This is a genomic window from Streptomyces oceani (genome assembly GCF_001751245.1).
In the GTDB taxonomy this organism is placed as follows: domain Bacteria; phylum Actinomycetota; class Actinomycetes; order Streptomycetales; family Streptomycetaceae; genus Streptomyces; species Streptomyces oceani.
In genome coordinates, this window is sequence record NZ_LJGU01000127.1 from 555,350 (window position 1) to 578,064 (window position 22,715).

Here is a 22,715-nt window from a genome sequence, read left to right on the forward strand (position 1 = left end):
TAGGCGTGCCACACGGAACGGTTGACGGGGTCTCTGGCGTCTGTACGTGCGGGAGCCCGCGTCAACCGTGGGATCATGTCATTCGCCGACCGCCCGTAGCCCGGGCTTCGTCTGCCCGAGGGGATTCACCGAGCATGACCAGGAACATGGGTTATGCCCTGCTGGCCGGATTGGCCGCTGTCGTCGTGCTGGTCTCGACCGCGATATTCATCGGGGTCGGCGGCACCGGAAGCGGGGCCGAGAACACCTCGCATCCAGGCGGCGAGGCGGCGCCGGCCTCCTCCGCCGACTGGGTCGGCACCTGGTCCGCCCCGCCCGCCGCGGCGGAGCCGCACACCCGTAAGGGCTTCCCGGACACCTCGATCCGGAACGTCGTGCACACCTCGGTGGGGGGAAGCCGCGCCCGTATCCACTTCTCCAACCTCTTCGGCGAGGCACCGCTGACGATCTCGCACGCCACGGTCGCGCTCGCCGCGGCACCGAGCAGCCCGACCGCCGCCACCGGCAGTATGCGGACCCTCACCTTCGGCCAGAAGCGCTCCGTGACCATCCCGGCCGGCGGCAAGGTCGCCAGCGACGCCGTGTCGCTCAACGTGCCGGCCGCGGCCGACCTGCTGGTCACCTCGTACAGCCCGGACAAGTCGGGCCCGGTGACCTACCACCCCTTCGCCCGGCAGACCAGCTACCTCGCGCCCGGCGACCAGGCCGACTCGGTGCAGGGGCAGTCGTACACCCAGCAGAGCCCGTACTGGCGGTACATCACGGCGGTGGACGTCTGGAGCACCGAGGCGACCGGCGCGGTCGCGGTGCTCGGTGACTCCCTGACGGACGGCATCACCTCAAGCCCCGGCGCCAACCGGCGGATGACCGACTTCCTCGCCGAACGCCTGCGCACGGAGCGCGGCGCACCGCGCTACAGCGTGCTGAACGCCGGCATCAGCGGCAACCGCATCCTCTACGACGGCAACAAGTACGCCCCGAACAACGGTCCCAGCGCGATCAGACGCATCGACCGGGACGCGCTGTCCCGTACGGGCGTACGGACCGTGATCATCGAGTTGGGGCTCAACGACCTGCTGAAGCGACCTCGCCAACTGAACGCCGACCGAATCGTGTCGGGCCTGGAGAACCTCGTGCGGCAGGCACACGCGGCGGACGTACGCGTCATCGGCGGCACGCTCACCCCGCTGGGCAGCCACCAGGGCTTCAGCCAGCGGTTGAACGACGTACGGCAGGAGATCAACCAGCGAATACGCTCGGGCGAGATATTCGACGCGGTGGTGGACTTCGACGCCGCGCTGCGCGACCCCGCCCAGCCACAGCGGCTGCTTCCGGCGTACGACTCGGGCGACGGACTGCACCCCAACGACAACGGCTACCGCGCCATGGCGGAGGCCATCGACCTCAAGCGGTTGAAGGCGGACGCCCCGGCGGACCTCTGACCCGCACTCGCGCCCGCCGGCACGCGCCGTCCGCGCCAGCGCACGCTCTTCCGCTCCGGCGCCCGCGCTGCCACGCCGACACGCGCTCGCACCGCCACTCTCCGCTCCCACCGGGTCAGCCGGGCACGCTTCGCCACGACCTCCGCACGCCCCGCGACCGAGAGCCACCGGCTTCCGCGTCGCTCGACCTCCGGACCATCGACGCCGGCCGACTCCGCGGCACCAGGGGAATTAGGCTGTGCTCGGACGCATCCATTTGCCTCGCTCACCCGTCTTGCTTGTAGCACTGCCGTGTGAAGCCGGTCGGCGAGACTCCCGTGTGTGCTTTCCCTTGGCCGCGGTCACCACGGGCAGGTGACCGCGACTCCCGGGAGTCGCATCCGATACGCCGCGCGTTCGGACGGGTGTGCCCGTGCGCCGGCGGGCGGCACGGACGATGTGACAGTAGTTTTGTGGGCGTACGACACGAATCGCCCGGCGGTGGACGAGGAGTGCCAACAGATGAGCGACTCGATGGACGACGACACGACAGGGCCCCCGCCGGCACAGTCGCCCGCCGCGGGCGGTTCCGGACGACGACGCACCGGCTGGCGACGGCTGATCCCGACCTGGCGTATCACGCTGGGCTCCGCCCTCTTCGTCGTACTGGTCCTGTCCGGTGGCCTGGTGGTCGGATATCTCCTGGTGGACATCCCGGAGCCGAACAAGGCCGCGGCCGCCCAGAACAACGTGTACCTCTATTCCGACGGCACCCAGATCGCCCGGGACGGCGAGATCAACCGGGAGAACATCCCGCTCCAACAGATTCCGAAGACCACCCAGCGCGCCGTGCTCGCGGCGGAGGACCGGGAGTTCTACAACGAGTCCGCCGTCGACCTCACCGCCATGGCCCGCGCCGGCTGGAACATGCTCACCGGCGGCGACAAGCAGTCCGGGTCCACCATCACCCAGCAGTACGTCAAGAACTACTACCTGACCCAGGACCAGACGCTCACCCGCAAGGCCAAGGAATTCTTCATCGCGCTGAAGCTGGACAACGAGGTCAGCAAGGACGAGATTCTCAGCGGCTATCTCAACACCAGCTACTTCGGCCGCAATGCCTACGGCATCCAGGCGGCGGCGCACGCGTACTACGGCAAGTCGGCCAAGGAACTGACCACGGCGGAGAGCGCCTATCTCGCCGCCGTGGTCAACGCACCCAGTTCGTACGACACCGAGGTCGCCCCGGAGAACAAACCGCGCGCCATAGCCCGCTGGAACTACGTGCTGGACGGGATGGTCGAACAGGGCTGGCTCACGGAGACCAAGCGGCGGCAGATGGACTTCCCGGAGCCCGGGCCGATCAAGCCGCCGAACGCGCTCTCCGGCCAGCGCGGCTATCTCGTCGAGGCGGTCAAGAACTACCTCACGGAAAACGACATCATCGACGAGCAGCGGTTGCGCGCCGGTGGTTTCCGTATCACCACCACCATCGACAAGGAGCAACAGCAGCACCTCGTGGACGCGGTGGACGAGCAGCTCATGTCGCAGCTCAGCGACGACCGCGAGGTGGACTCGTACGTCCGGGCGGGCGGCAGCTCCATCGACCCGAAGAGCGGCGAGGTGCGGGCGCTGTACGGCGGCAAGGACTTCGTCCAGCAGTACGTCAACAACGCCACCCGCCGCGACTACCAGGTCGGCTCCACCTTCAAGCCGTTCATCTTCACCTCCGCCCTGGCCAACAACTCCACCACCCAGAGCGGCGAGCCCATCCACTCGGACACCGTCTACGACGGCACGAGCGGACGCGAGGTGATCAGCGACGGTCAGCCCACGGACTACTCCCCGGACAACGAGGACCACAAGGACTACGGCCGGATTCCCGTGAGCACCGCCATGGACAAGTCGGTGAACGCCGTCTTCGCCCAGATGGGAGTCGACGTCGGCCCGCAGAAGGTCAAGGACACCGCCATCGACCTGGGCCTCCCCAAGGAGACCCCGAACATGCCCGCGGACGGCTCGATCGCGCTCGGCGTCTCCACCGCCTCCACCCTGGACATGGCCGAGGCATACGCCACCCTCGCCCGGCACGGCTCCCAGCGTGATCACACGCTGGTCAAGAAGGCCACCCGCGGCGGCGAGGTGATCAAGCTGCCCGAGCGGGAGGCGGAACGCGCCGTGCCACGTGAGGCGGCGGACGCGACCACCGCCATGCTGAAGGGTGTCGTCGAGCAGGGCACCGGCACGGCCGCGCAGTCCGCCGGACGGCCCGCGGCCGGCAAGACCGGCACGGCCGAGGAGGACCGTGCCGCCTGGTTCGCCGGCTACACCCCGGACATGGCGACGGTGATCAGCGTGATGGGTCAGAACCCCGAGGGCGGGCACGAGCCGCTCTACGGCGCGGCCGGCCTGCCCCGGATCAACGGTGGTGGCTTTCCCGCGGAGATCTGGGGCGCGTACACCGCGGCGGCCCTGGAGGGTGAGCCCGTCAAGGAGTTCGACCTCGATGTCAGCCCCTCGGAACCAACCGTCCCCCCGTCCGCGCCGCCCACCGAGGCGCCCTCGGACACGCCGCCCGACAGTGGGGAACCGCCGCCTGGGCCGCCCACCGACGAGGAGCCCAGCATTCCGGAGGAGCCCAGCCCGCCGGACGAGCCCACCGAGGAGCCCAGTGGTCCGGGCATCCCGCCCACCGGCGGCATGGAGGGCGGCACGACGGACGGCCCCACCGGTGGCACGGACGGCGGCACCATAGGCGGGCCGGGCGGCGACACCGGTACGGGCGGCACCGACGGCGGTACGGACGGGGGCACCACAGGCGGGCCCGGCGGAAACACCAACGGCACCGGCGGCACCACGACGGGCATCGACGGCGGCACCACGATGGGACGGCGCGGCAGCTGACCCCTGGGTCGCGTCGAGGGCCCGGCCGAGCCGGTCCGGGTTGGCCCGGCCGGCGGGTCAGGCCCGGCAGGTCAGGCCGAGAGGCTTTGCTACCCTTCAGGAGACCCGACGAGACGCGCCGTACCGGGCCGAGAAAAGACGACGCACCCCGCAAGTGCTCACTCACGGAGGTGCCGTCATGGCCTGGATTCTGCTCACCATAGCCGGTCTGCTCGAGGTCGGCTGGGCGATCGGACTCAAGTTCACCGAGGGTTTCACCCGCCTGTGGCCCAGCGTCTTCACCGTCCTCGGCTTCGCCTCCAGCATGTACCTGCTCGCGCTCGCCACCCGTACGCTGCCGATCGGCACCGCGTACGGCGTGTGGGTCGGCATCGGCGCGGTCGGCGCGGCGGTCATCGGCATGCTGGTGCTCAACGAGCCCGCCACCGCCGCGCGGATCTTCTTCATCTGCCTGCTGCTGGTCGCGCTCGTCGGGCTCAAGATGACCTCCGGTCACTGAGCCGACGCCAGGGCTCGGAAGGCCGACGGGCCCCACCGTTTCGGATACCCGGAGGCGTCCAAGGGTCCCCGGAGGCGCCGAGGGTGTCCAGCGACGTCTAGAGGTACAGGCCCGTCGAGTCCTCCGAGCCCTGCAGTCGCTCCGCCGCCACCGCGTGCAGGTCCCGCTCCCGCATGAGGACGTACGCGACACCCCGCACCTCGACCTCGGCCGTCTCCTCGGGGTCGAACAGCACCCGGTCCGCCGGCTCCACGGTGCGTACGTTCTGCCCGACCGCGACCACCTCGGCCCAGGCCAGCCGGCGCCCGACCGCGGCGGTCGCCGGGATGACGATGCCGCCGGAGGACCGCCGCTCGCCGTCCGGGGTGTCCGTACGCACCAGCACCCGGTCGTGCAGCATCCGGATCGGCAGCTTGTCGTGCGGGGGCGAATCACGCGCGGGGGTCTGAGAGCTCACCGCACGACCGTATCTCAGCCCGGCCACCAGGCGGACCGCGGCGGGAGCGGAACGGCGTCCCGCGTACGGCCGGGTAAACCGGGTCAGCCGGGAGCGCGCCCCGGCCCGGGGTGTCAGCCGCGCCGCCGCCGTGCGCTGAGCAGCGCCACGCCGCCGACCGCCACCACGGCCACCGCCGCCAGCGGCACGACCCGGTCCATCCGCACGGCGCCGCTCTCGTCGACGAACCGCGCCCGTGCGTCCGAGACCGCGCCGTTGGCCGAGACGTACGCCCGGCCCAGGGTCCGGTCCACGCTCGCGGCGACCCGGGCCTTGGCATCTCCCATGATCGTCTTGGGGTGCACCCGGACGGCGATCTCATCCAGCGCTACGGCGAGTTCCTGCCGCCTGCGGACGATGTCCGCCTCGATGTCCACGGGAGTCCTGGCATCCGACACCGCGCGCCTCCGTCACTGTTCCGCGTCATCCTGCGATCTGGGGCTGGTTCTGGGTCCAACCGCTGCACAGTCTGTCAGCTCGGGCCCTCTCGTGTGCCACGGCACCCCCGAGAGAGCGGTCCGCCGGGGCCCGTAGGCTCGATCCCTACCGCCCGATCACCCCTCAGGAGCGATGATGAGCGAACGACTGACACCCGGCGACACCGCGCCGGCCTTCACCCTGCCCGACGCCGACGGCGAGCCGGTCTCGCTGTCCGGTTACGCCGGGCGGAAGGTCATCGTCTACTTCTACCCCGCCGCGCTGACGCCGGGCTGCACCAAGCAGGCATGCGACTTCACCGACAACATCGAGCTGCTCGCCAAGGCGGGTTACGCCGTCGTGGGCGTCTCGCCGGACAAGCCGGAGAAGCTCGCGAAGTTCCGGCAGCGGGAGAACCTCGACATCACGCTCGTCAGTGACCCCGACAAGGGGGTCATGACGGAGTACGGCGCCTTCGGCGAGAAGAAGCTGTACGGCAAGACGGTGACGGGCGTCATCCGTTCGACCGTCGTGGTGGACGAGCAGGGCACGGTCGAACGCGCCCTGTACAACGTCAAGGCGACCGGCCATGTCGCCAAGCTCATCCGGGATCTGGACATCTGACTCCGCTCGCGGGCGAGCTCGCGGCCAGTACGCCTGGCGGCCTCACGGCACGGAATCACCGTACGGGTGGGCCCACCCTGATTCGGGAGCCTCGTTCGCGGTACACATCTGCCATGCAGAGCGAGGCCCCCGACCCGGCCGCATTCAACAGGCACCGCAATCTGTTCCGAGCCGTCCAACGCCGTCTCCAGCCCAAGGTCCGCCGTAGCGACATCACCGTCACCGACGAACGGACCGTCAAACGCGCCGTCACGGCGGCGGCAATCGGCAACGCGATGGAATGGTTCGACTTCGGCATCTACGCCTATCTCGCCGTCACCATCGGCAAGGTCTTCTACTCCGGCGCGAGCGACGGCGTGCAGACCCTCGCGTCCTTCGGCACCTTCGCCGTGTCCTTCCTCGTACGCCCCCTCGGCGGCCTCTTCTTCGGGCCGCTCGGCGACCGGGTCGGCCGGAAGAAGGTCCTCGCTCTCACCATGATGCTGATGGCCGCCGGCACCTTCGCCATCGGGCTCATCCCCAGCTACGCGGCCATCGGCGTCTGGGCGCCGATCCTGCTGATCGTGTGCCGCCTCGTACAGGGCTTCTCCACCGGAGGCGAGTACGGCGGCGCCGCCACCTTCATCGCCGAGTACTCCCCGGACAAGCGCCGTGGCTTCTACGGCAGCTTCCTGGAGCTCGGCACTCTCTCCGGCTACACGATGGCGGCCGGCATCGTACTGATCCTCAGCACGCTGCTGGGCGACGCCGGCATGGAGTCCTGGGGATGGCGGGTGCCGTTCCTCGTCGGTGGGCCGATCGGGGTCATCGGTCTGTACCTCCGAGTGAAGCTCGACGAGACTCCGGCGTTCAAGAAGCAGGAGGCCGAGCGGACGCAACCACGTCGTCCGGAGGCCCGCGGCGACCGGGAGTCGACGTCCCAAACGGCCGAGGGCGAGGGCCCCCACCTGTCCGAGGAGGTGCCGCAGAAGGAGCTGAAGGAGATCTTCGGCACGCACTGGCGCACCATGCTGCAGTGCATCGGTTTGGTGGCGGCGTACAACGTCGGCCACTACATGCTGCTGACCTACATGCCGACGTACGTGAAGGAGAACCTCGGCCGGGAGGAGTCGCTGGAACTGGTCTCCGCGATCATCACCATGCTCGCGATGATGACGGTCATCATCCAGATCGGGCGCCGTAGTGACCGGGTGGGCCGGAAACCGATCCTGATGACCGGAATGATCGGCTTCCTGGTGGTCACCATGCCCGCGTTCCTGCTCTTCCAGCTGGGCGGCAACCTCACCATCCTGCTCGGGATGCTCCTGATCGGGGCGTGCCTGGTCTGTCTGCTCGGCACCATGTCCGCCACGCTGCCCGCGCTGTTCTCCACGGAGGTGCGCTACGGCTCGCTGGCGATCGGCTACAACCTCTCCGCCTCCCTCTTCGGCGGTACGACCCCGCTGGTGATGGAGGCGCTCGTGGACGCCACGGGCAGCAGCCTGGCACCCGCCTTCTACACGTCCGGGTTCGCCGTCATCGGGATCATCTCGGTCGCCAGCCTCCGGGAGACGGCCCGTAAGCCGCTGGACGGTTCGCCGCCGTCCGTCGCCACGCAGGCGGAGGCGGAGGAGCTGGCCCGGGAACAGGCGCCCACACCCAGGTTCTGAGCGTTCCGATAGGCTCACCCGGCCGGCTGAGGACGGTTAGTATGGCGGCGGCATGCGGCCGTGATGGAACAGGTAGACATGCCGGGTTTAGGTCCCGGTGGGGTTGATCCCCCGTGAGGGTTCGAATCCCTCCGGCCGCACCACGCGAGTTCGTGGGTCGGGCGCGGTCGTGTGCCGGCTCGGCCCCGTACGGACGCGGTTACCCGCGGCGGCTCAGTCCAGCAGCTCGCGCAGATGCGGCACGAGCGCGCGGAAGGCACGGCCACGGTGGCTGATGGCGTTCTTCTCCTCCGCACTCAACTCCGCGCAGGTGCGCCCCCGTACGAACTCCGGCGAACCATCCGGCTGCAGGATCGGGTCGTAGCCGAATCCGCCGTCCCCGGCCGGAGAGTGCCGCAGCGTGCCGGTGAGCCGCCCCTCCGCGACGCGCTCTGTCCCGTCCGGCAGGGCGAGTGCGGCGGCGCAGGCGAAGTGGGCGGCGCGGTGCGCGTCGTCGATGTTCGCGAGCTGGCCCAGCAACAGGTCCAGGTTCGCCCGGTCGTCCCCGTGCCGGCCCGCCCAGCGGGCGGAGAAGATGCCGGGGGCGCCGCCCAGTACGTCCACGCAGAGCCCGGAGTCGTCCGCGATCGCCGGGAGACCGGTCGCCGCCGCGAGGGCGCGCGCCTTCAGCAGAGCGTTCTCGGCGAAGGTCACGCCGGTCTCCCGGACGTCCGGCACCTCGGGGTAGGCGTCCGCTCCCACGAGTTCACGGTCGAGCGACTCCGCGCTGAGGACGGCACGGAGTTCGGTGACCTTGTGGGCGTTGCGGGTGGCGAGGATCAGGCGCTGGCTCATGGCGCACGATTCTCGCAGGCGGCGGCTCGAGCCGGCTGGCTCGGGTACTCAAGCGCTCGGGCGTGCGAACGCCCGGGGGCCCGGTTCGCTCCCGGTCAACGGGGGGCGGCTTCCGGTCAACCCGGCTTGCAGACCTTTGTGATCTCGTCGGCGGCGTCCACCACGGGCCCCACGTCCGGGTCTCGGCCCTGGTCAAGGTCCTGGTGCACCGAGTCGACAGCCTTGTTCAGTTTGCCCACCGAGGCGCTGAGGTCGCCCTCGTCCGTCTCCTTCTCCAGCTTGTTGAGGTTCTTCTCGATCTGGTCCAGGGCGTCCCTGGCCGCGGCGGGGTCCTCGGACGAGCCTGAGACGGCCTCCTGTAGGTCGTTCACCGTCTCCGATATCGTCACGGCGGTGTTGGCGCAGTCCAGCGCCTTGTCCAGGGCTCCGCAGCCGGCCGTGAGTCCGACCGTGAGCGTGACGGTGGCGGCGGCGGCTGTACTGACCAGGATGCGACGCACGAGAAGGTCCCTTCGGATGCGGACGGACATACGGACGTGGAGCTGGGTGCCCGGTCAACTCCTCCCCGAGCACGGGCGGTTGCGCGTGCCGGGCCGACCGGGCCGCCGGACGGGCCGCACGGCGTGACGCGTGCGGCCCGCACTTCCTCAGACGCGTGGAGTGCGAGCAGAGTTGCCGGTGCGGGTCCGACCGGACGCGCGGGCACCCCCACTCGCCCCGCCGAGCGCGCGTGCGGGCTTGACCGGCCTGATACCCCGCCTACTCGGCGGCAAGCGCCGCGCGTTGGGCGTCGTCCAGCCGCGCACAGCCCTGGACGGCCAGGTCCAGCAGCTCGTTCAGTTCCGTACGGGCGAACGGCACCCCCTCCGCCGTGCCCTGCACCTCGACGAAACGACCGTCGTCGGTGCAGACGACGTTCATGTCGGTCTCGGCCCGTACGTCCTCCTCGTAGCACAGGTCGAGCATCGGCACCCCGCCGATGATGCCGACGCTGACCGCCGAGACCGCGCCGGTGAGCGGCTGCGCCTTGGCCCTGACGAGCTTCTTGCGCTGTGCCCAGTCGATGGCGTCAGCCAGCGCGGCGTACGCGCCGGTGATCGCGGCGGTACGGGTGCCCCCGTCGGCCTGCAGGACGTCGCAGTCCAGCACGATGGTGTTCTCGCCCAGAGCCTTGAAGTCCACGACCGCGCGCAGCGAGCGCCCGATGAGGCGGGAGATCTCGTGCGTCCGTCCGCCGATCTTGCCGCGTACGGCCTCCCGGTCGCCGCGGGTGTTGGTGGAGCGCGGCAGCATGGAGTACTCCGCGGTCACCCAGCCCGTACCGCTGCCCTTGCGCCAGCGTGGCACTCCCTCCGTGACGCTGGCGGTGCAGAGGACTCTGGTGTCACCGAAGGAGACCAGGACGGAGCCTTCGGCGTGCTTGCTCCAGCCGCGTTCGAGCGTGACGGGACGCAGCTGGTCTGGTGTCCGCCCGTCGATGCGGGGAACCTCGGATTCTGACATGAGGAGGAGCCTAGACGAGCGGGCCGTCCGTCGTCCTCCCGCGCTGCGCGGCTTCGCCGGCGGGCGGCTGCGAGCGCCGGGAGGCGACGGCGGGGCCAACGGCCCGTCGGTCACCTCCGGTTCGGGACGTGGATCCGTTCGGCGGCCGGCCCGGCCCCGACGGCCACGGCTGAATCCCCGTCAGAGCATGTCCTCGATCTCGGCGGCGACGGGGTCCGCGTCCGTCCCGATCACAACCTGGATCGCCGTGCCCATCCTCACCACGCCGTGTGCCCCGGCGGCCTTGAGCGCGGCCTCGTCGACGAGCGCGGCGTCGCCGACCTCCGTACGCAGCCGGGTGATGCAGCCTTCCACCTCTTCGATGTTGTCGATGCCGCCGAGCCCGGCGACGATCTTCTCAGCCTTGCTGGCCATGTACTTCTCCCGGTCTGGAACGCTTCGGCGCTGACGGTGGCCAGAGCCCGGACAACGGTAGTCGACCCGCGTACGGCGTGCGCGCCGCACCCGCGGCCACCCCACGCGCGCCCGGCCGGTGGAGCAGGCACCACCGGCCGACTCGTGTGGTCCACACCACTTGAGAGGATGGGACGGCGCATTCCGTAGACCACCGTGATCGTGCTAGGAATGGTCTAAACCACTTAGTGGATTAGACCATTATGCCACGGCCACGTCCCACACCCGGCGGGGGCCCAAGCGTCATCAGGAGGGAAGTCGTGTCCAGCACCAATCCTTCGGCGAGTGCCGACGGAAAGAAGCGCGGCGCGGGCGCCATGGCGGTCGCCCAGCGGATCGGCCGCAGCCTGATGCTGCCGATCGCCACACTGCCGGCCGCCGCCCTGATGCTCCGGCTGGGCGAACCGGACATGCTCGGGCGGGACAACTTCCCGGGCTTCCTGAACCGTATCGCCGAGTTCCTGGGCGCCGGCGGCAGCGCGCTGCTGGACAACCTGCCGCTGCTGTTCGCCGTCGGTATCGCGGTGGGCTTCGCCAAGAAGTCGGACGGCTCCACCGGGCTCGCCGCGGTGGTGGGCTACCTGGTCTTCAAGAACGTCCTCGAGGTGTTCACCGACGACAGCCTGCCCAAGGAGGAGCAGGTGGTGGACGGCAAGATCGTCGAAGTGGCGCCACCCGTGGACGCCGGCGTACTCGGCGGTATTGTCATGGGCATCGTCGTCGCGCTGCTGTATCAGCGCTACCACCGCAAGAAGCTGCCCGACTGGCTGGGCTTCTTCGGCGGTCGGCGCCTGGTGCCGATCCTCTCCTCCTTCGCCGGCCTGCTGATCGGCGTCGCCTTCGGCTACGTCTGGCCGGTCCTCGGCACCGGTCTGCACAACTTCGGCGAGTGGCTCGTCGGCTCCGGCGCGACCGGCGCGGGCATCTACGGAGTCGCCAACCGCGCGCTCATCCCGGTCGGCATGCACCACCTGCTGAACTCCTTCCCCTGGTTCCAGGCCGGCTCCTTCGAGGGCGAGAAGGGCGACATCGCCCGCTTCCTCGCCGGAGACCCGGAGGCCGGGCAGTTCATGACCGGCTTCTTCCCGATCATGATGTTCGCCCTGCCCGCCGCCTGCCTCGCGATGTACCACTGCGCCCGTCCCGAACGGCGCAAGGCCGTGGGCGGCATGATGTTCTCGATCGGGCTCACCGCGTTCGTGACCGGTGTGACCGAGCCGATCGAGTTCACCTTCATGTTCATCGCGCCCGTTCTGTACGGTATCCACGCGATCCTGACCGGTGTCTCCATGGCGCTGACCTGGGCGCTGGGCATGAAGGACGGCTTCGGCTTCTCAGCCGGCGCGATCGACTTCCTGTTGAACCTGGGCATCGCCACCAAGCCCTGGCTGCTCATGCTGGTGGGCCTGTGCTTCGCGGTGGTCTACTACGCGATCTTCCGCTTCGCGATCACCCGGTTCAACATCCCGACCCCGGGCAGAGAGAGCGACGAGGAGATCGCGGAGGAGGACAAGGCCCAGTACAAGGCGTGATCCGACGTACGACCGCGGCCGCACGCGCCGCGCCCGAGCGGCCGCGGGCTGCTGTACNTCCCCTGGTTCCAGGCCGGCTCCTTCGAGGGCGAGAAGGGCGACATCGCCCGCTTCCTCGCCGGAGACCCGGAGGCCGGGCAGTTCATGACCGGCTTCTTCCCGATCATGATGTTCGCCCTGCCCGCCGCCTGCCTCGCGATGTACCACTGCGCCCGTCCCGAACGGCGCAAGGCCGTGGGCGGCATGATGTTCTCGATCGGGCTCACCGCGTTCGTGACCGGTGTGACCGAGCCGATCGAGTTCACCTTCATGTTCATCGCGCCCGTTCTGTACGGTATCCACGCGATCCTGACCGGTGTCTCCATGGCGCTGACCTGGGCGCTGGGCATGAAGGACGGCTTCGGCTTCTCAGCCGGCGCGATCGACTTCCTGTTGAACCTGGGCATCGCCACCAAGCCCTGGCTGCTCATGCTGGTGGGCCTGTGCTTCGCGGTGGTCTACTACGCGATCTTCCGCTTCGCGATCACCCGGTTCAACATCCCGACCCCGGGCAGAGAGAGCGACGAGGAGATCGCGGAGGAGGACAAGGCCCAGTACAAGGCGTGATCCGACGTACGACCGCGGCCGCACGCGCCGCGCCCGAGCGGCCGCGGGCCGATGGACGGGCGGCCGGCGGCCGGCGTACGAACCGCCGACCCGCCAGCTCACCACTCGTACACGGCTCCCGGGCGGGCCAGTTCGGTCGGCCCGCCGAAGACCGCCTTGGCGTCCCGTAGGTTCACCTGACCGTCCGTCCAGGGCGGGACATGGGTCAGCACCAGCCGACCGACCCGGGCACGCTCGGCGCACTCGCCGGCCTGACGTCCGTTCAGGTGCAGCTCGGGCACGTCCTCCTTGCCGTGCGTGAAGGACGCCTCGCACAGGAAGAGGTCCGCGTCCACGGACAACGTGTCCAGCCTGGAACAGGGACCGGTGTCACCGGAGTAGACGAGCGTCGCGCCCGTGGCCCGCTCGGTGACCCGGAAGGCGTAGGCGGTCACCGGATGCACGACGCGTTTCGTACGGATGTCGAACGGGCCCAGCGGGAAGTCCGGCTCGGCGGCCAGACTCCGGAAGTCGAAGACCTCGCTCATGGCGCGCTCCGAGGGCACGTCGTCATAGGCCGTGGTCAGCCGTTTCTCCGTGCCCTCCGGCCCGTACACCGGAATGGCCGGGCAACGGCCGCCCTCGTGCCGGTAGTAGCGCGCGACGAAGTAGCCGCACATGTCGATGCAGTGGTCGGCGTGCAGGTGACTGAGGGCGACGGCGTCCAGGTCGTACAGGCCACAGTGGCGCTGCAGCTCGCCGAGGGCGCCGTTGCCCATGTCCAGCAGCAGTCGGAAGTCGTCGGCCTCGACGAGGTAACTCGAACAGGCCGATTCCGCGGAGGGAAACGATCCGGAACAGCCGACGACGGTGAGCTTCATCGAGCGGGGACCTCCGTGGACAGCGACCGATGGGGCTTCCCCGCCGGGCGATGGCTGGGGTTTTTCGAGCGTAAGCGGCGGGCGGCGCCGTGGCTCGCCCTGAGGCCGTGGTGTGGGCGGAATCACCAGCGCGAGGTACGGTCGGCAGCCGGGAACACTCGCACTGTCATCCGGTAGCGAGCCGTGTGCTCGTGGGACGTGGGTGAAGGAGGGTCCCCGGGCCGAGGGGAGCGCGGTGTGCTGCGCCGACGATCGGCAACGCGGCGGGGGCGGGCGTGCCGCACGCTCCGGAACAGACAGGGCTTCTCACACGCGCCATGGGAGCTGGCTTGGACACCTGGTGGTGGATCGCGCTGGGCGCGGTGATGCTGCTCGCCCTGACGGCGACGCTGGTGGACGGCGCCGGACGGCTCGCCCGTCGCCGGGACCGGGGCGATGGGCGGGTGCGCGCCGCCCGTACGGTACGCCGCCCGCCCGGGGAGGCCGAGGGAGCCGGGCAGGCCGAGGGGGCCGCACCGCCGCGCACAGGGGAGGTGCCCTGCCCGGGCGAGATCTGGACCGGTGTACTGCCGACGGGCTCGGCGCCGGCGGCAGATTCGCCGGCGGCCGGTGCCGCGCCGGCGGCGCGCGGGGACGGCGCCTGCCTGGTACTGGCGGTGGGCGCGGACGCGGTGCGCGCCGTGGTCGTGCTGACTCCCGGCGGTGGCGCCGCCCTGGACACCTCCGCGAAACCGGACGGGGTCGCCGAGCTCGCCGGACTCGACGGCCTGGCGCGCGCGGAGCGGCTGGCGAGCGACACCGTGCTCACGGTGCCCTGGGCCGACCTGCGACAGCGGGTGGGCGTGGTGGACCCGGCGCTGTGGGACCGGGTGCGGTACCTCGCCGGTTGAGCCGGCCCGGCACCCCGTGGAGGTCGCCGGGCCGTCGGTGCACCGCTGGCACCGGTCAGGCCCGGGACCCGTGGACTCCGATGCCCGAGCCAGTCAGGCCCAGAGCTGCCCCTGCAGGGCCTCGACCGCGGCATCCGTCGTGGGCGCGGTGTAGGCGCCGGTGGAGAGGTACTTCCAGCCGCCGTCCGCCACGACGAAGACGATGTCCGCCTGCTGCTCCGCCCGTTGGGCGCGCCGGCCCACGCCCAGCGCGGCGTGCAGCGCTGCGCCGGTGGAGATCCCCGCGAAGATGCCCTCCTCCGCCAGGAGTTGCCGGGTACGGGTCACCGCGTCCTCGGAGCCGACGGAGAACCGCCCGGTCAGCACGGACTCGTCGTACAGCTCGGGCACGAAGCCCTCGTCGAGGTTGCGCAGCCCGTAGACCAGGTCGTCGTAACGCGGCTCGGCCGCGACGATCCGCACCTGCGGCGACTGCTCGCGCAGATACCTCCCGACGCCCATCAGGGTGCCGGTGGTGCCGAGACCGGCCACGAAGTGGGTGACGGAGGGCAGGTCCGCCAGGATCTCCGGGCCGGTGCCGAGGTAGTGCGCGCGAGCGTTGTCCGGATTGCCGTACTGGTAGAGCATCACCCAGTCGGGGTGCTCGGCGGACAGCTCCTTGGCGACCCGCACGGCGGTGTTGGAACCGCCCGCCGCCGGCGACGGGATGATCTCGGCGCCCCACATCGCCAGCAGTTGGCGGCGTTCCTCGCTGGTGTTCTCCGGCATCACGCAGACGATCCGGTAGCCCTTGAGCCGGGCTGCCATGGCGAGGGAGATGCCGGTGTTTCCCGAGGTGGGCTCGAGGATCGTACGCCCCGGAGCGAGCCGTCCGTCCTTCTCCGCCTGCTCGATCATGTGCAGCGCGGGCCGGTCCTTGACCGAGCCCGTCGGGTTCCGGTCCTCCAGCTTGGCCCAGAGGCGCACGTCCTCGGAGGGGGACAGCCGCGGCAGGCGGACCAGCGGGGTGTTGCCGACGGCCGCCAGCGGGGAGTCGTAGCGCATCAGCGCTGGCTCACGCGTGCTGCTTCGCCCCGGGTGGCGTGCTGGGCGGAGCCCTGGGTGGATCCCTCAGCGGAGCCCGAACCACCGGCCACGGCGGGCAGGATGGTGATGCTGTCGCCGTCGCTGAGCTCGGTGGAGATGCCGTCCAGGAAGCGGACGTCCTCGTCGTTGAGGTAGACGTTCACGAAGCGGCGGATCTGCCCGTCGTCGACCAGCCGCTCCTGGATGCCCGCGTGCCGGGACTCGAGGTCGGAGAACAGCTCGGCGACGGTGCCGCCGTTCCCGGAGACGGACTTCGCGCCGTCGGTGTACGTACGCAGGATGGTCGGGACGCGGACATCGATGGCCATGGGAGTACTCCTGTGGGAAAGAAGGCGGGCGGAACCGGGACGTACGCCGCGGCTCAGACGCGGTCGGCAGGGACTGCCCCGCGGGGACACGTCGCGCCAGCGATGCGGCAGAGGTCGACGTGCAGCCGCTCCGCTCCGCGTCCGAAGGCTCCGAGGAACCCCGAGGCGGAGCGCGGCGAAGCGGGCCGGACGCCCGGGTGCTTCTCGGAGGCGCTCACGTCAGGGACAACCATGAGCGCATCGTATCGATTCCCGCGAGGCGAAATCCGCCGGCATCCCAGGATGCGGACATCACCGTCTCATCCACGCCCCCAGCGCCGGCGGACACCGGCCTCAGCTGTCGTAGGACGGCACGATACGGACGTCCTCCTCCGTGACCACACCGTCCACGATGCGGTACGAACGGAACGGCGCGGGCCCCTCCTCGCCGCCGCACTCCGCCGTGGAGACCAGGACATAGTGCGCGCCCGGCTCCATGGCCAGCGAGATGTCCGTACGGGAGGGGTACGCCTCGGTGGCGGTGTGCGAGTGGTAGATGACGATCGGCTCCTCGTCCCGGTCGTCCATCTCGCGGTAGAGCCGCAGCAGGTCGCTCGAGTCGAACTCGTAGAAGGTCGGCGAGCGGGCGGCGTTCAGCATCGGCACGAAGCGCTCCGGCCGGTCGCTGCCGGCCGGGCCGGCGACCACCCCGCACGCCTCGTCCGGGTGGTCCTGGCGGGCGTGCGCGACGATCCGGTCGTGCAGCTCCTGGGTGAGAGTCAGCATGCCCAGAGCATAAGCCGGGCCCGGCCCGGGACCCGAGAGTGTTCGGATCGCGGACCGGGCCCCGGACAGGACCGTTCGGCTCGGGCGTCAGGCGGTTCCGGCGGACGACGCGTCGCCGTCGGTCGTACCGACCTTGCCGCTGGCCGACTGCTCCGTGCCCTGGGCGGCCCAGCTGGCCTCGATCGCCTCCTCCGACTCACCGGCGTCCCGGCGCCGGGTGTACTCGATGACCTTCTTCAGCTCCTTCTTGACGACCGGCATCAGGAAGTAGAGGCCGATGATGTTGAACAACGCCGCCGCGAAGAGCGTCGCGTCCGAGAGGGACACCAGCGTGCCGAGCGACAGCATGGCGCCCATGATGACGATGAAGCAGAAGCAGACCTTGTAGATCGTCTCGGAGGTCTTGCCCCCGCCGAAGAGGTAGGTCCAGCTCTTCATCCCGTAGTAGCTCCACGTGATGAGCGTGGAGAAGGCGAAGAGGATGACCGCCACCGTCAGGACGGACGGGAACCACGGCAGCGCGGTCTCGAACGCGTCGGAGGTCACCGAGATGCCGTTGCTGGTGCTGTCGTCCACCGCCTTGCCGGCCGCCGCGTCGTCGCGCAGCTGCTCGTACATGGGGCCGCCGGCGATGACGATGGTCAGGGCGGTCATGGTGCAGACGATCACCGTGTCGACGAACGGCTCGATGGTCGCCACCAGGCCCTCGGTCGCCGGGTGCTTCGTCTTGACCGCCGCGTGCGCGGTGGGGGCGGAGCCGATGCCCGCCTCGTTGGAGAACGCGGCACGCTGGAAGCCGACGATGAGCGCGCCGATCATGCCGCCGGCGACGCCCTCGGGGTTGAACGCCTCGCCGACGATCGTGCCGAGCGCGCTGGGTACGTCGCCGATGTTGAAGCCGATGACCGCCAGACAGGCGGTGACGTAGATGACGCCCATGGCCGGGACCAACCGACTGGTCACGTTTCCGATCGCGCGGATGCCGCCGAGGAGAACGAGCGCCACCATCACGGCGGCGATGACCCCGAAGAGGAGCGAGCCCCCGGAGCTGCTGAAGAAGCTGTCCTCGTCACCCGTCACGGTGGTGAGCTGCTCCAGCGACTGGTTCACCTGGAAGAGGTTGCCGCCGAAGAACGTGAATCCCAGGATCATGATGCAGGAGCAGTACGACAGCACCTTGCCCAGTCCGGCGTACCCACGCTCGGCCATGCCCTTGCGGAGGTAGTGCATCGGACCGCCGGACACCGTGCCGTCCGCGTGCACTTCCCGGTATTTGACCCCGAGGGTGCATTCGACGAACTTGGTGGCCATACCGAGGACTCCGCAGAGAACCATCCAGAACGTCGCGCCGGGACCGCCGATGGAGACGGCGATGGCGACACCCGCGATGTTGCCCAGCCCAACCGTCCCGGAGACAGCCGAAGTAAGGGCCTGGAAGTGCGTGATCTCGCCGGGTGCGTCCTTCTGCTCGTACTTGCCACGCACGAGTTTCAGTGCTGTCTTGACGTATCTGAACTGGACGAATCCGAAATACGCGGACAGAATAATACCGGCGGCGACCAGCCAGCCGACAATCAACGGGAAGTCTGTGCCGAAAAGCGGCACGGCGTAGAAGACCACATCACTCAGGAACGTCGAGATCGGTTCGACGAACTCGTTGATGCTCTCGTCTACCTGGTCTGTCCAGGAGTCATTTGCCATGAATACCTCAGGCTAGGTGGCCGCGGGAACGGATTGACACATTCCCGTTCGTTCAGCGGACGCTTCAGTTCAGTTATCTTGATCGTGGTGCAGGATTCTTGCACGGGGATCTACGGGCGTCAGGTGTCAGGGGCCGCACGTTAGCGTCACAGCAAGGTAACGGGCCCATTTTTCCGGACAATTGAGACAGTCATCCCGGCACATCACGACCTCTGGCACCACATGCGCATATCTCCCCGTTCAGCGCACGCGGACCGCCCACCGCGGAACGACGCGTCCCGCGACGGCGCGGCGGTCCAGCGGCGGTCGGCTCAGACCGACAGCGTCTCGATCAGGGTCTCCTGCAGCGCGCCCAGCCAGAGGTAGGCCATCACCATGGGCTTACGCGGATCGTCGTCCGGCAGCGCGTACAACCCGCCGCCGTCGTCCTCGTCGGTGACCTCCAGCCGGCTGCCGATCGCCAGCCGTAGGTCGTTCAACGCGCCGAGCCACTGCCGGGACTCGTCGCCGTCCAGGGTGAGCACCGCGCCACCGTGCGCGCCCACGTCCAGCCCGTCCAGCTTCCGTACGACCACGAGGGCGTCCGCGCGCTTACGGGCGCGCAGGTCGTTCTCCGTGTACCGGCGGAAATCGGCGGAGGCGGCGTGTGTCTCCTCGTCCACCCGGCCCGGGTCGACGTCCGGCCCCTGGTAGGCGTCCGGGAGCAGCCGTGCGAGCGCCGGGTCCGAGGGCGGCTCACTGGGGCCCTCTGTGAAGAGCGCCGCCAGCGGGTCCTCGCCGTGCGCGGGCTCCTCCCCCGGGCCGAGCAGTTCCAGCAGCTGGACGGCGAGGCTGCGCAGGATGGAGATCTCCACCTCGTCCAGTGGTACGGCCGCCCCTCCGTCGCCCGTCGCGGTGAACTCGGCCGCCATCAGCGCTCCTGGGTCAGGGTCGCCCACAGCCCGTAACCGTGCATCGCCTGCACGTCACGCTCCATCTCCTCGCGGCTGCCGGTGGACACCACCGCGCGACCCTTGTGATGGACGTCCCGCATCAGCTTCTTGGCCTTCTCCTTCGGATAGCCGAAATAGCTCTGGAAGACGTAGGTCACGTAACTCATGAGGTTCACCGGGTCGTTGTGCACGACCGTCGCCCAGGGGACGTCCGGTTCGGGCACCTCGACCGGTACCTCGCTGGACTCCGGACGCTCGATCTCCGTGGGTGCGACACTCACGCCTCCCATGCTGCCACCCCGGGGGTGCCAGCGCGCAATCGGCCGCCGTACGGCACCCCGACCGGCCGAGATCCGACGCATATCGTCACCCTGACGAAATCTGGGATAGGATGACCGCATGAACACAGCGGATCTGGAACTGCCGGTGTCCGTGCCGTCCACGGCGCTCTTCACCGACCAGTACGAGCTCACGATGCTGCAGGCGGCGCTGCGCGGCGGCACGGCCGGACGACGCTCCGTCTTCGAGGTCTTCACCCGACGCCTCCCGGAGGGCCGCCGGTACGGCGTCGTGGCCGGCACCGGGAGGGTGCTGGACGCCGTGGAGAACTTCCGCTTCGACCCGGAGATCCTGGAGTTCCTGCGCACGCAGCGGGTGGTGGACGAGACCACGCTGGACTGGCTCGCCGACTTCCGCTTCCGTGGCGACATCCACGGCTACCCGGAGGGCGAGGTCTACTTCCCCGGCTCCCCGATCATGCGGGTCACCGGCACCTTCGCCGAGTGCGTGGTGCTGGAGACGGTGATCCTCTCCATCCTCAACCACGACTCCGCCGTCGCCGCCGCCGCGTCCCGGATGGCGGTGGCCGCCGGCGGCCGGCCACTGGTCGAGATGGGCGCCCGACGCACGCACGAACTCGCCGCGGTCGCCGCCTCCCGCGCCGCGTACGTCGGCGGGTTCGCCAAGACCTCCGACCTGGCAGCCGGCTTCCGATACGGCATCCCCACCTCCGGGACCAGCGCGCACGCCTTCACCTTGCTGCACGACACCGAGCGAGACGCCTTCCAGGCCCAGGTCGACTCCCTGGGCAGCGACACCACGCTGCTGGTCGACACGTACGACATCGCCGAGGCCGTCCGAACGGCCGTCCAGGTCGCCGGGCCGGAGTTGGGCGCGGTGCGGATCGACTCCGGTGACCTGCTACTGATCGCCCACCGGGTACGGCAGCAGCTCGACGAGTTGGGCGCGCGCCAGACCCGGATCGTGGTGACCAGCGACCTGGACGAGTACGCCATCGCCTCGCTGGCCGCCGCGCCGGTCGACTCGTACGGCGTGGGCACCCGGTTGGTGACCGGCAGTGGGCACCCGACCTGTTCGATGGTCTACAAGCTGGTCGCGCGCGCGGACAGCGACGCGCCGGACGCCCCGCTGCGGCCGGTCGCCAAGAAGGGGCTGGGCGGCAAGTCCACCATCGGCGGGGCGAAGTGGGCCGCCCGGGGGCGGGACGCCGAGGGCATCGCGGAGACCGAGGTGGTGGGCGGTGGCGAGGTGCCCGAGCATCTCCTCGACGCCCAACTGCAGGTCCCGCTGGTACGCCAGGGGGCGGCCGTCGCCCGGGAACCGCTGGACGCCGCGCGTGACCGGCACCGGGCCGCGCTCGCCGGGCTGCCGCTGTCGGCGGCACAACTCTCCCGTGGCGAGCCGGTGCTGCCGACGGAGCACCGGTGACCTGACGACGACCTGACGACGACCTGACGACGACTGCCGAGGGATGGCCACCGGCGCCCCGGTACGGGACTGGACCGGCGCTGGACCGGCGCTGCCGTACGGGACGGTTCGGTACTGACGTACGGGCGCGCCGTCGGAGCACGTCGTCTAGTCTCGGCCGTGGTGGCTGGTACGCCGCCACGCGCCGGCCGCACGCCTGGTGCTGTGGCCCACCAGCGTCCACGGCTGTCCGTACCGCCGAGCCGGAGCGTACGACGCGGAGCGCGCGTGGCTCCCGCACACGCCCCCGCACCGCGCCTCCGCACCGCACCGCAGCACCAACCGCCCAACCCCCAACCCCCCAACCCGCTTCCAGCCGAAAGGTGTGCACCATGCACCGGGCACTGATCGTCGTTGACCTGCAGAACGACTTCTGCGAGGGCGGCAGCCTCGCGGTCGCGGGCGGCGCCGACGTCGCCGCCGCCATCACCGAACTCATCGGCAACGCCACCGCCGGCTACCGCTATGTCGTCGCGACCCGGGACCGCCACATCGATCCGGGCGCGCACTTCTCCCGGCAGCCGGACTTCGAGCACTCCTGGCCCGCCCACTGTGTGGCCGGCACCGAGGGCGTCGGCTTCCATCCGAACTTCACCCCGGCCGTGGCCTCCGGGGCGCTGGACGCCGTCTTCGACAAGGGCGCGTACACCGCGGCGTACAGCGGCTTCGAGGGCGAGGACGAGAACGGTCGCTTGCTCGCCGACTGGCTGCGGGCACACGAGGTGCGCGAGGTCGACGTGGTGGGCGTCGCCACCGACCACTGTGTACGGGCCACCGCGAGGGACGCCGCGCGGGAGGGGTTCCGGACCCGGGTGCTGCTTGACCTGACCGCGGGAGTCGCCCGGGACAGCACCGAGCGCGCGCTGGAGCAGCTGCGGGAGACGGGCGTGACGCTGACAGGCGAGCCGGTGCTACGGGCCGCCACCGGCTGAGCCCGCGCGACGCTTCCGCCCCTCTGCCGCTACGGGCGACATGTCCGCGGCCCGCGCCGTACGGTCCAGGAGCCCCGTACGATCCACCGGCCGCGTACGGTCCAGGAGCGCCGTCGTCAGGCGGTACGCCGCGACCGTGGCCGGTGTCGCAGCAGCGCGGCGATCGGATGCCAGGACTCGGTGTCGTCTCCCGGCGAGGCCCGCCAGACCAGCCCCTCCGGGTGATGCAGCACCGCCGTGATCTCGTCCGGGGTCGGCGGCTCGGCGTTGCCCCGGAGGTAGACCGCGCGCAGCCCGAGATTCCGCAGCCGGGTCAACGCGCGAGCGCGGTTCGCGGAGTGCACGAGCACTCGCACCCGGGGCTCCACCCGACCGTCCGCGCCGGCGCGTGCCGCGCCACCGGTACTCGCGGCCCGTACGGTGTGCGGCTCGTCGGCGTGCGCGGACCAGCGGTGCCGCTCCGGCTCCTGGCGCCCCACGGCAGCCAAGGACCGGCGTCTCCCGGGTGCGGCCCCGCCCGGACCCGGGCCGGCGGG

At 70.2% G+C, this 22,715-nt stretch carries 24 protein-coding genes, 1 tRNA gene, 1 pseudogene and 1 riboswitch; of the genes and pseudogenes, 11 read left to right on the forward strand and 15 right to left on the reverse strand.

Annotated elements, in window-relative coordinates; all coding sequences use genetic code 11:
• Nucleotides 1-134: 134 nt before the first annotated feature.
• From AN216_RS15595 to AN216_RS15605, 3 genes are all read left to right on the forward strand, one after another.
• The gene (locus tag AN216_RS15595) at nucleotides 135-1,442 is read left to right on the forward strand and encodes an SGNH/GDSL hydrolase family protein (RefSeq protein ID WP_070197241.1); all 1,308 of its coding nucleotides are present in this window, start codon (nucleotides 135-137) and stop codon (nucleotides 1,440-1,442) included.
• Between the two features lie 501 nt (nucleotides 1,443-1,943).
• A complete protein-coding gene (locus tag AN216_RS15600; protein ID WP_079166637.1) occupies nucleotides 1,944-4,325 on the forward strand; it encodes a transglycosylase domain-containing protein in 2,382 nt (793 codons plus the stop codon).
• Nucleotides 4,326-4,412: 87 nt separating this feature from the next.
• Nucleotides 4,413-4,473, forward strand: a riboswitch (guanidine-III (ykkC-III) riboswitch).
• A 30-nt stretch (nucleotides 4,474-4,503) separates the two neighbouring features.
• Entirely contained in the window at nucleotides 4,504-4,824 is a 321-nt protein-coding gene (locus AN216_RS15605) for a DMT family transporter (protein ID WP_070197243.1), read from the forward strand.
• Nucleotides 4,825-4,921: 97 nt separating this feature from the next.
• On the opposite strand, the gene AN216_RS15610 is transcribed toward AN216_RS15605, so the two are convergent.
• Nucleotides 4,922-5,224 (reverse strand): GroES family chaperonin, encoded by a 303-nt coding sequence (locus AN216_RS15610; RefSeq protein ID WP_070197244.1) that lies wholly within the window; start codon nucleotides 5,222-5,224, stop codon nucleotides 4,922-4,924.
• 170 nt (nucleotides 5,225-5,394) lie between these two features.
• Nucleotides 5,395-5,718, reverse strand: coding sequence for a DUF3618 domain-containing protein (locus AN216_RS15615; RefSeq protein WP_070197245.1), 324 nt, complete (start codon nucleotides 5,716-5,718; stop codon nucleotides 5,395-5,397).
• 175 nt (nucleotides 5,719-5,893) lie between these two features.
• On the opposite strand from AN216_RS15615, the gene bcp reads away from it, so the two are divergent.
• From bcp to AN216_RS15630, 3 genes are all read left to right on the forward strand, one after another.
• Nucleotides 5,894-6,361, forward strand: coding sequence for a thioredoxin-dependent thiol peroxidase (bcp, locus tag AN216_RS15620; protein WP_070197338.1), 468 nt, complete (start codon nucleotides 5,894-5,896; stop codon nucleotides 6,359-6,361).
• Nucleotides 6,362-6,474: 113 nt separating this feature from the next.
• Nucleotides 6,475-8,010 (forward strand): MFS transporter, encoded by a 1,536-nt coding sequence (locus AN216_RS15625; RefSeq protein WP_070197246.1) that lies wholly within the window; start codon nucleotides 6,475-6,477, stop codon nucleotides 8,008-8,010.
• Between the two features lie 54 nt (nucleotides 8,011-8,064).
• Nucleotides 8,065-8,153 (forward strand) — tRNA-Leu (locus AN216_RS15630).
• A 70-nt stretch (nucleotides 8,154-8,223) separates the two neighbouring features.
• Here the strand turns inward: AN216_RS15630 and rdgB are convergent.
• The 4 genes from rdgB to AN216_RS15650 form a co-directional block, all read right to left on the reverse strand.
• Entirely contained in the window at nucleotides 8,224-8,844 is a 621-nt protein-coding gene (rdgB, locus tag AN216_RS15635) for an RdgB/HAM1 family non-canonical purine NTP pyrophosphatase (protein ID WP_070197247.1), read from the reverse strand.
• A 116-nt stretch (nucleotides 8,845-8,960) separates the two neighbouring features.
• Nucleotides 8,961-9,344 carry a hypothetical protein gene (locus AN216_RS15640; protein ID WP_079166638.1) on the reverse strand — a complete coding sequence of 128 codons (384 nt, stop codon included), beginning with the start codon at nucleotides 9,342-9,344 and terminating at the stop codon, nucleotides 8,961-8,963.
• 259 nt (nucleotides 9,345-9,603) lie between these two features.
• Nucleotides 9,604-10,347, reverse strand: coding sequence for a ribonuclease PH (gene rph / locus AN216_RS15645; protein ID WP_070197249.1), 744 nt, complete (start codon nucleotides 10,345-10,347; stop codon nucleotides 9,604-9,606).
• A gap of 180 nt (nucleotides 10,348-10,527) precedes the next feature.
• Nucleotides 10,528-10,761 (reverse strand): PTS sugar transporter subunit IIB, encoded by a 234-nt coding sequence (locus AN216_RS15650; RefSeq protein ID WP_070197250.1) that lies wholly within the window; start codon nucleotides 10,759-10,761, stop codon nucleotides 10,528-10,530.
• A gap of 356 nt (nucleotides 10,762-11,117) precedes the next feature.
• Here AN216_RS15650 and AN216_RS15655 point away from each other — a divergent pair, with 356 nt between their 5' ends.
• Complete coding sequence (locus tag AN216_RS15655; RefSeq protein WP_079166639.1) at nucleotides 11,118-12,332, forward strand: PTS transporter subunit EIIC; 1,215 nt, start codon at nucleotides 11,118-11,120, stop codon at nucleotides 12,330-12,332.
• Between the two features lie 60 nt (nucleotides 12,333-12,392).
• A pseudogene (locus tag AN216_RS15660) lies at nucleotides 12,393-12,938 on the forward strand (PTS transporter subunit EIIC); the annotation flags it as partial.
• A 98-nt stretch (nucleotides 12,939-13,036) separates the two neighbouring features.
• Here AN216_RS15660 and AN216_RS15665 read toward each other — a convergent pair.
• Nucleotides 13,037-13,798 (reverse strand): MBL fold metallo-hydrolase, encoded by a 762-nt coding sequence (locus AN216_RS15665; RefSeq protein ID WP_070197252.1) that lies wholly within the window; start codon nucleotides 13,796-13,798, stop codon nucleotides 13,037-13,039.
• Nucleotides 13,799-14,115: 317 nt separating this feature from the next.
• On the opposite strand from AN216_RS15665, the gene AN216_RS15670 reads away from it, so the two are divergent.
• The gene (locus AN216_RS15670; RefSeq protein WP_244502473.1) at nucleotides 14,116-14,688 is read left to right on the forward strand and encodes a type II toxin-antitoxin system PemK/MazF family toxin; all 573 of its coding nucleotides are present in this window, start codon (nucleotides 14,116-14,118) and stop codon (nucleotides 14,686-14,688) included.
• 93 nt (nucleotides 14,689-14,781) lie between these two features.
• On the opposite strand, the gene AN216_RS15675 is transcribed toward AN216_RS15670, so the two are convergent.
• From AN216_RS15675 to clpS, 7 genes are all read right to left on the reverse strand, one after another.
• Nucleotides 14,782-15,732, reverse strand: a complete 951-nt coding sequence (locus tag AN216_RS15675) for a PLP-dependent cysteine synthase family protein (RefSeq protein ID WP_070197253.1) — start codon at nucleotides 15,730-15,732, stop codon at nucleotides 14,782-14,784.
• Nucleotides 15,732-16,082, reverse strand: coding sequence for a MoaD/ThiS family protein (locus AN216_RS15680; protein WP_070197254.1), 351 nt, complete (start codon nucleotides 16,080-16,082; stop codon nucleotides 15,732-15,734). The genes AN216_RS15675 and AN216_RS15680 overlap by 1 nt, the downstream gene beginning before the upstream one ends.
• Before the next feature lie 53 nt (nucleotides 16,083-16,135).
• On the reverse strand, nucleotides 16,136-16,315 hold the full coding sequence (locus AN216_RS30880; RefSeq protein ID WP_079166620.1) for a putative leader peptide: 180 nt from the start codon (nucleotides 16,313-16,315) through the stop codon (nucleotides 16,136-16,138).
• 100 nt (nucleotides 16,316-16,415) lie between these two features.
• The gene (locus AN216_RS15685) at nucleotides 16,416-16,847 is read right to left on the reverse strand and encodes a M67 family metallopeptidase (RefSeq protein ID WP_070197255.1); all 432 of its coding nucleotides are present in this window, start codon (nucleotides 16,845-16,847) and stop codon (nucleotides 16,416-16,418) included.
• Between the two features lie 87 nt (nucleotides 16,848-16,934).
• On the reverse strand, nucleotides 16,935-18,548 hold the full coding sequence (locus tag AN216_RS15690) for an alanine/glycine:cation symporter family protein (RefSeq protein ID WP_070197256.1): 1,614 nt from the start codon (nucleotides 18,546-18,548) through the stop codon (nucleotides 16,935-16,937).
• Nucleotides 18,549-18,859: 311 nt separating this feature from the next.
• Nucleotides 18,860-19,459, reverse strand: a complete 600-nt coding sequence (locus AN216_RS15695; protein ID WP_070197257.1) for a DUF2017 domain-containing protein — start codon at nucleotides 19,457-19,459, stop codon at nucleotides 18,860-18,862.
• Entirely contained in the window at nucleotides 19,459-19,770 is a 312-nt protein-coding gene (gene clpS, locus AN216_RS15700) for an ATP-dependent Clp protease adapter ClpS (protein ID WP_070197258.1), read from the reverse strand. Before clpS ends, AN216_RS15695 begins: the two co-directional genes overlap by 1 nt.
• Nucleotides 19,771-19,879: 109 nt before the next feature.
• Here clpS and AN216_RS15705 point away from each other — a divergent pair, with 109 nt between their 5' ends.
• Both AN216_RS15705 and AN216_RS15710 read left to right on the forward strand, forming a co-directional pair.
• Nucleotides 19,880-21,208 (forward strand): nicotinate phosphoribosyltransferase, encoded by a 1,329-nt coding sequence (locus tag AN216_RS15705; RefSeq protein ID WP_070197259.1) that lies wholly within the window; start codon nucleotides 19,880-19,882, stop codon nucleotides 21,206-21,208.
• Nucleotides 21,209-21,579: 371 nt separating this feature from the next.
• A complete protein-coding gene (locus tag AN216_RS15710) occupies nucleotides 21,580-22,179 on the forward strand; it encodes an isochorismatase family protein (RefSeq protein ID WP_070197260.1) in 600 nt (199 codons plus the stop codon).
• Between the two features lie 116 nt (nucleotides 22,180-22,295).
• On the opposite strand, the gene AN216_RS15715 is transcribed toward AN216_RS15710, so the two are convergent.
• Entirely contained in the window at nucleotides 22,296-22,547 is a 252-nt protein-coding gene (locus AN216_RS15715) for a hypothetical protein (RefSeq protein WP_070197340.1), read from the reverse strand.
• Nucleotides 22,548-22,715 lie beyond the last annotated feature (168 nt).